At 47.3% G+C, this 5,946-nt stretch carries 4 protein-coding genes; 2 read left to right on the forward strand and 2 right to left on the reverse strand.

What is annotated here, in order from left to right; genetic code table 11:
• Window positions 1-164: 164 nt before the first annotated feature.
• Window positions 165-581 (forward strand): DDE-type integrase/transposase/recombinase, encoded by a 417-nt coding sequence (locus tag H6G00_RS04670; protein WP_242042134.1) that lies wholly within the window; start codon window positions 165-167, stop codon window positions 579-581.
• A gap of 263 nt (window positions 582-844) precedes the next feature.
• On the opposite strand, the gene H6G00_RS04675 is transcribed toward H6G00_RS04670, so the two are convergent.
• Entirely contained in the window at window positions 845-1,672 is an 828-nt protein-coding gene (locus H6G00_RS04675) for a hypothetical protein (RefSeq protein ID WP_190795832.1), read from the reverse strand.
• A 33-nt stretch (window positions 1,673-1,705) separates the two neighbouring features.
• A complete protein-coding gene (locus H6G00_RS04680; RefSeq protein ID WP_190795833.1) occupies window positions 1,706-4,525 on the reverse strand; it encodes a cation-translocating P-type ATPase in 2,820 nt (939 codons plus the stop codon).
• A gap of 150 nt (window positions 4,526-4,675) precedes the next feature.
• On the opposite strand from H6G00_RS04680, the gene H6G00_RS04685 reads away from it, so the two are divergent.
• On the forward strand, window positions 4,676-5,788 hold the full coding sequence (locus H6G00_RS04685; RefSeq protein WP_190795834.1) for an ATP-binding protein: 1,113 nt from the start codon (window positions 4,676-4,678) through the stop codon (window positions 5,786-5,788).
• The last annotated feature ends 158 nt before the right edge of the window (window positions 5,789-5,946 follow it).

The raw sequence follows: 5,946 nt of genomic DNA on the forward strand, positions 1-5,946 counted from the left end.
TGAGGTCTTCCTCACTCTCACTAATCTCTAGCTTGTATACCCCTGCCATCCTTCGTCTTTGAACCCATCAAAAGCTTTATACCATCTGTAGCCTTACTTTGAAGAATTGGTATTATATCGAGGTCAAAGGGGAGTGGAAATATCTGTATTGAGCGGTGGATTCAATGGGCAACACGCTGAACTTTATGCTGAGTGCAAACCGGGATGGCAAGGCAGCGGCACGATTCTTCCACAACGTGTTGAAGGCGACTCACACTCAGACTCCACGGATAATCACGGTCGATAAGAACGCTGCCTATCCAGTGGTAATTGAAGCGTTGAAAGCAGATGAAACGCTGGCAGCCCAGACCGAATTGCGGCAGAGTAAATACCTGAATAATGTGATCGAGCAGGATCATCGGAACACCAAGCGGCTGACGAAACCGATGATGGGATTCGGCTCATTCAACACGGCAAGACGAACACTCAGAGGAATTGAAGCAATGAGTATGATTCGCAAAGGACAGGTGAAGGGAATCAGTCAAGGGGACAGTGTATCTCAAGTCAAGTTTATCGAAGAACTCTTCGGGATTAGCGCTTAACGGAACGCGAATGAGATACTTCGTTTATCAATAAAAAGTATTTGCGACACAACCAGAATTTTGAGCGGACGCTTGATCATGCTACAACAAAGCTCAACCTGTGTTTTATCCGATTGATGCTCAAGCGGTTGGCAAATTCATAGATCTCAAATGGGTTCTATAGGAGCATCAATACCGCTTAAAGCAATACGAACGAGAGCAATTCGTTTGTTACTTTAAAATCTTTGCAACAGAACCGATTAAACTAGTAAGACCGTATAATGTTATTCAAATTTACATAGACAGGATGTCAGAAGATTATAGGTAGGAGAAATTGGTAAACAGTAATCTGCGATCGGATCAATAATGACGTATTGAGTTTGGTTACCATTGGTGTTTGATGTTGCAAGAATATTTTTTTGATTCAAGCTAGGAATTGTGATTCCTCTTGCAGACAAACGTTGGAATAGGTAGGCAGACTGAATTTTGAGCAGTTGACGCTTCCGATCCGGATCGAGCAGCCGATGCAGAGAAAACCTGAATTTTTGCATAATTTCTTTGAAACTGGGGACTTTAAATGTCTGACAAAATTCAGAATTGAATCCAGTTTCTGTTTTCCCTAGCGGGCTACCCTCGATGTGGGGCATAAAGAGCACTCGTTTAAAGCGCGCACTCTTAGTGCGTGTTTGGAAGTGCAAGTAAGCAGGACAAATCTGAAGCAGTGCTCTCTCTTGATCGGTTAACTTGGTTTGAAATTCCCAGGCTAATTCTACACTCCTGAAGAATTGTTTTCTTGGGTCTTCTGCATCCCAGCGACCTTCTGAACATTTCAGTGCTAGATGTGAACGAGGAAAAACATCTAGTTCAGATAATTCAGAACCATGATTCCCTAAGATGTGAATTCCTCGATTAAATTTTTCCTGGTAAGGATTGATGTTGTATCTCTCCTGGTTATGTTCTAACACCGTAATAAAGTCGGTCAACTTTTGAATAAATTCAGCAAAGTTGACGAATTGTTTTTGCAATTGCTGGTAAATACTCAGTTCCAGGTCAATCCTGATATTTCCCTGGTCATAAGTTTGAATGCCAAGAAGTGAATCTGCCTTATTCATAAGCAACAACCAGACTAATGGACCAGATTTGAGCTACTGACGAGTGGTATACCATCGGATAAACAGCTTCTCTACCTCAATCCAAACAAACACAAGTGAGCTAAATCCAATGCAAATCAATAGCTCTAATCCGCTCAGGTAGTGCGTATTGAAGAAGTTACGGAACGGTTCAAAATAAACAAGCATCAATTGCAAGATGCTGGTGACGGCAACTGATAGCAACACATAGGGATTTGAGAAGGGATTTACTTCTACCATTAGCCGTGTATTGGAGCGAATCGCTAGCGCATGACCCATCTGAGCTAAACAAAGGGTGGTGAATACCATTGTTTGCCAGCGATCGCGATCTAGCAACTCACTTTGCACCTGTTCGGTGTAGCCATATGCCCAAACCATCATCAAGATGGTAATGATTGCCAGAATAATACCAATCCGAATCATGTAAGAGCCTAAGCCTCTGGCAAAAATGCTCTCTTTCGGGTCTTTTGGTGGCTGTTTCATGACGATCGGTCTACCCGGTTCCACTGCTAGAGCCAGAGCTGGAAGCCCATCGGTGACTAAATTCATCCAGAGAATTTGTAGAGGAGACAACGGCACACCGCCCAATCCCAATAAGGGCGCGGCTGCGATCGTCAAGACCTCACCGATATTGCTGCCCAGGATGTAGCGAATGAAGCGACGAATATTGATGTAAACCACTCGACCTTCTTCAACCGCTGAGACAATCGTGGCGAAATTGTCATCGAGCAGCACCATGTCACTGGCTTCTTTGCTGACATCGGTGCCCGTAATGCCCATCGCTACCCCAATATCAGCTTGTTTTAAGGCTGGTGCATCGTTGACTCCATCTCCCGTCATGGCAACAATCTGCCCCTGCTGCTGAAGTGCCTGGACAATGCGTAGCTTGTGTTCGGGGGCAACGCGGGCATAGACGCTGACGTGGTGAACTTCTGCTTCCAGTTCTGGCTGGGAAAGCTTCTGGAGTTCTTGCCCTGTCAGGCAGCGATCGCCCATTTTCGCAATGCCTAAGTCTTCTGCGATCGCCTGTGCGGTGAGTTGGTGATCGCCCGTAATCATCACTGGACGAATTCCTGCGGTGCGACATTTCGCCACTGCATCCCGCACTTCAGGACGAGGAGCATCGAGCATTCCCACCAAGCCCAACCAGGTCAAGTTGGTTTCAGCCGTACCTTCTGAATCCTGGTCTGACAATGCTGTCAGGTTCTTGCTGGCAAATCCTAAGACACGCAACCCTCGGCTGGCAAGCTGATTGTTCTGCTCTAAAATTTGCTGCCGTTGTTCGGTTGTGATGAGTTGAGCCTGATTGTCTTGCTGAATGTGAGTACAGCGTTCTAGAACCAGTTCGGGTGAGCCTTTAGTAAACATGATAAAGGGGCTGGTTCCCAGTTTGCTGGATGCATCCTGTATAACAACACTCATTCGCTTACGTTCAGAGGAAAACGGAAACTCGGCAACCCGAAGTAACTGCTGCTCCTCCTGGTCTTTGCGAAATCCCCCTTTTCCGGCAACTGCCAGCAGTGCCCCTTCGGTTGGATCACCCAAAATCGTCCAATCACCATTTTCTTTTTGCAAAACGGCATCATTGCAAAGCACACAGGCTGATAGGAGCGATCGCAATTCTGGCGCTGCCTCAACTGAAATTTCTGGCGATGTTTCCGACTGGGTCTGCTGATAAAATGCACCCTCAGGGCTGTATCCCTCACCCGTCACACGAGCCGCGTGGCGACTGGTATGAACTGCCTGCACCACCATTTTGTTCTGGGTTAGAGTTCCGGTTTTATCAGAGCAAATCGTGGTGACAGAGCCAAGAGTTTCCACCGCAGGCAATTTGCGAATCAAGGCCTTGCGTTTCACCATCCGTTGTGTGCCCAATGCCAGCGTCACGGTGATCACAGCGGGCAAGCCCTCCGGTACAACCGCAACCGCCATACTGAGAGAAACTTCGACCAGTTCCTCAAACAATGCAGGATTAAACAATGTCCCGCCAATAATGACGATCGCCACCAGGACCAACGACCCTGTAACCAAGGTGTTGCCCAGTTGGGACATACGCTTTTGCAGCGGCGTTGGCTCTGTCTCGACGGATTGCAGAGCAGTTGCGATCTTACCCAGTTCGGTTTGCATTCCGATGCCTGTCACCAAGATAGTTGCTCGTCCCTGCACAACCTCTGTGCCAGAAAACACCAGATTGATGCGATCGCCCAACGGTGCATCCTCCGGCAGAATTGCACTGGCTTGTTTTTCGACGGCGTGGGCTTCTCCCGTGAGGGCAGCTTCTCGCACCTGCAAATTGGCAGCTTCTAAAATGCGGCCATCGGCTGCCACCTTTACCCCTGCTTCCAGCAGCATAATGTCGCCCGGAACCAGTTCCTTCGACTCCACTTCCACAAGCTTTCCATCACGGATCAGCCGCACCTTGGACGATGCCATGTTTTTTAAGGCTGCTAGTGCTTTTTCAGCTCCGCTTTCCTGAAGATATCCCAGCAGTCCATTCAGCAGTACTACCGCAAAGATTGCCACTGCATCCTTGGGGAAGATAAACTGTCCTCTTGCGAGAGATTCACGCACATCCAAAATCGTCGAAATAATTGCAACGGCGATCAGCATCAGCAACATAATGTTCTTAAACTGATCCCAGAAGATTTCCAGGGGCGATCGCCCCCCTGTCTCAATCAGTTCGTTGGTGCCGTAGTGCTGCAAATTCTGGTCAACCTGTTCCTGGGTTAAACCCTGGCTGCGATCGCTCTTCAATAGCCAAAGGGCTTTTTCAGCATCGATAGTATGCCAAGAGTGACTCTCAGAGGTTTGAGAATGGGAAGGGTTAGCAAACATGGGTAAAATTGGTGGCACTATAAAATAGTTCTTTTATCGTGCCACGGCACTATTTTTTAGTGCAAGCAGGGGTGCATTGAAAATTCCTGTGGAATTGTCAGAGAAAAGTAAATGGTTTCTTAGGGCAAGGCTGCCCAAACGTGAGGAGGATTGATGAACGATGCGTTTAAGCCCAATGGGTTGATTGGCAGGCAGGCTGAACTAGAGCAAATCTGTGCAATTTTGGCGGCTGACCAGGATTTGATGCTGACTGGCGTAACTGGAAGTGGAAGGCGATCGCTGATTCGCTATGCAGCACAGCACATTGGAGCCAGAGTTGTAGAGATCGACTGCCTGCGAGCGATCACCTCTTCTCGCTTTTTAGAGTTGCTGGCAGAAGGAATGCTTCAGATCTTTGCAACCCCAGAAGAACGGGCGTTGATGGAGCAGTGGACTTCTGCCTATCCTCTGCAATTAGAACAACCAACAACTCATCAGTCCCGCTTTGTTTGGCACGTTCCCCTCCATGATGAATGGCTGATTCTGCAAGCCTTATTAAATCTCCCTCAAACAATGGCAGAGCAGCTAAGTAGCCGAGTCGTATTCGTCTTTCAGAACTTTCCCCACATTCGCTCCTGGGATCGAGCAGGGCGATGGGAATCCTATTTGCGCCAAGAAATTCAACGACAAAACCGCGTCAGCTATGTTGTTCTAGCGACAATACCAGAAGACTGGATAGCAGAGAGCCAGGTTCAACTGTTATCCCTGCTTCCCCTACAACACCATGAACTTGAAACTTGGGTGGTTGAAGCAATGGCAGCCGCAGGCTTTGAGTTTGAGAGCGATGCCCTCAAATTATTTTTGGATTATTCGCAAGGGCATGTTGGAGATGCGATCGCTCTGGCACGGCGAATCTGGAGCGATCGCATCTCCTTCTATCAAGAAGAAACCGAGTTTTCGTTGTCCTTCCCTCCAAACCTGATTCAACTCCATCACGTTCACTCCAGCATGTTACGACTGGTCGAGGACTTGTCGCTCACATTTGAATCTCTCCTACTTCTCCTACCTCCAATTCAGGCACGGTTACTGGAAAGTTTAGCAATCGATCCAACGGATAGTCCTCATTCGCGCCCCTATCTTCAGAAACACCAGTTCTCAAGAGGGGGTGGGTTTCAGGGTGCGCTCACAGGATTAGAACAGAAAGGATTAATTTATGGAGCAAAAGTAGGGTATCGAGTCGCAATGCCGCTTTTATCATTTTGGCTGAAGCATCGCATTTTGTAGTTATTAACCTGGCAATAATTGAGATTGCATCTTGTTCGAAGCATAGAAACTGTCAGAACTGAGTACTCAAATCACCGCTTTTTTTATCACTTTTTTGTATTGTAAGCTTCCTCTTCATTGCCTTCGATTAAATCGCTTGAAATAACTCTTCTAACTCA

This window comes from Leptolyngbya sp. FACHB-541 (assembly GCF_014695875.1).
Lineage (GTDB): Bacteria > Cyanobacteriota > Cyanobacteriia > Elainellales > Elainellaceae > JAAUTN01.

Bases quoted from the DNA above. Each gene is read 5' to 3' on its own strand.
- H6G00_RS04670 (WP_242042134.1), top strand. From the start codon at position 165: ATGGGCAACACGCTGAACTTTATGCTGAGTGCAAACCGGGATGGCAAG.
- H6G00_RS04675 (WP_190795832.1), bottom strand. From the start codon at position 1,672: ATGAATAAGGCAGATTCACTTCTTGGCATTCAAACTTATGACCAGGGA.
- H6G00_RS04680 (WP_190795833.1), bottom strand. From the start codon at position 4,525: ATGTTTGCTAACCCTTCCCATTCTCAAACCTCTGAGAGTCACTCTTGG.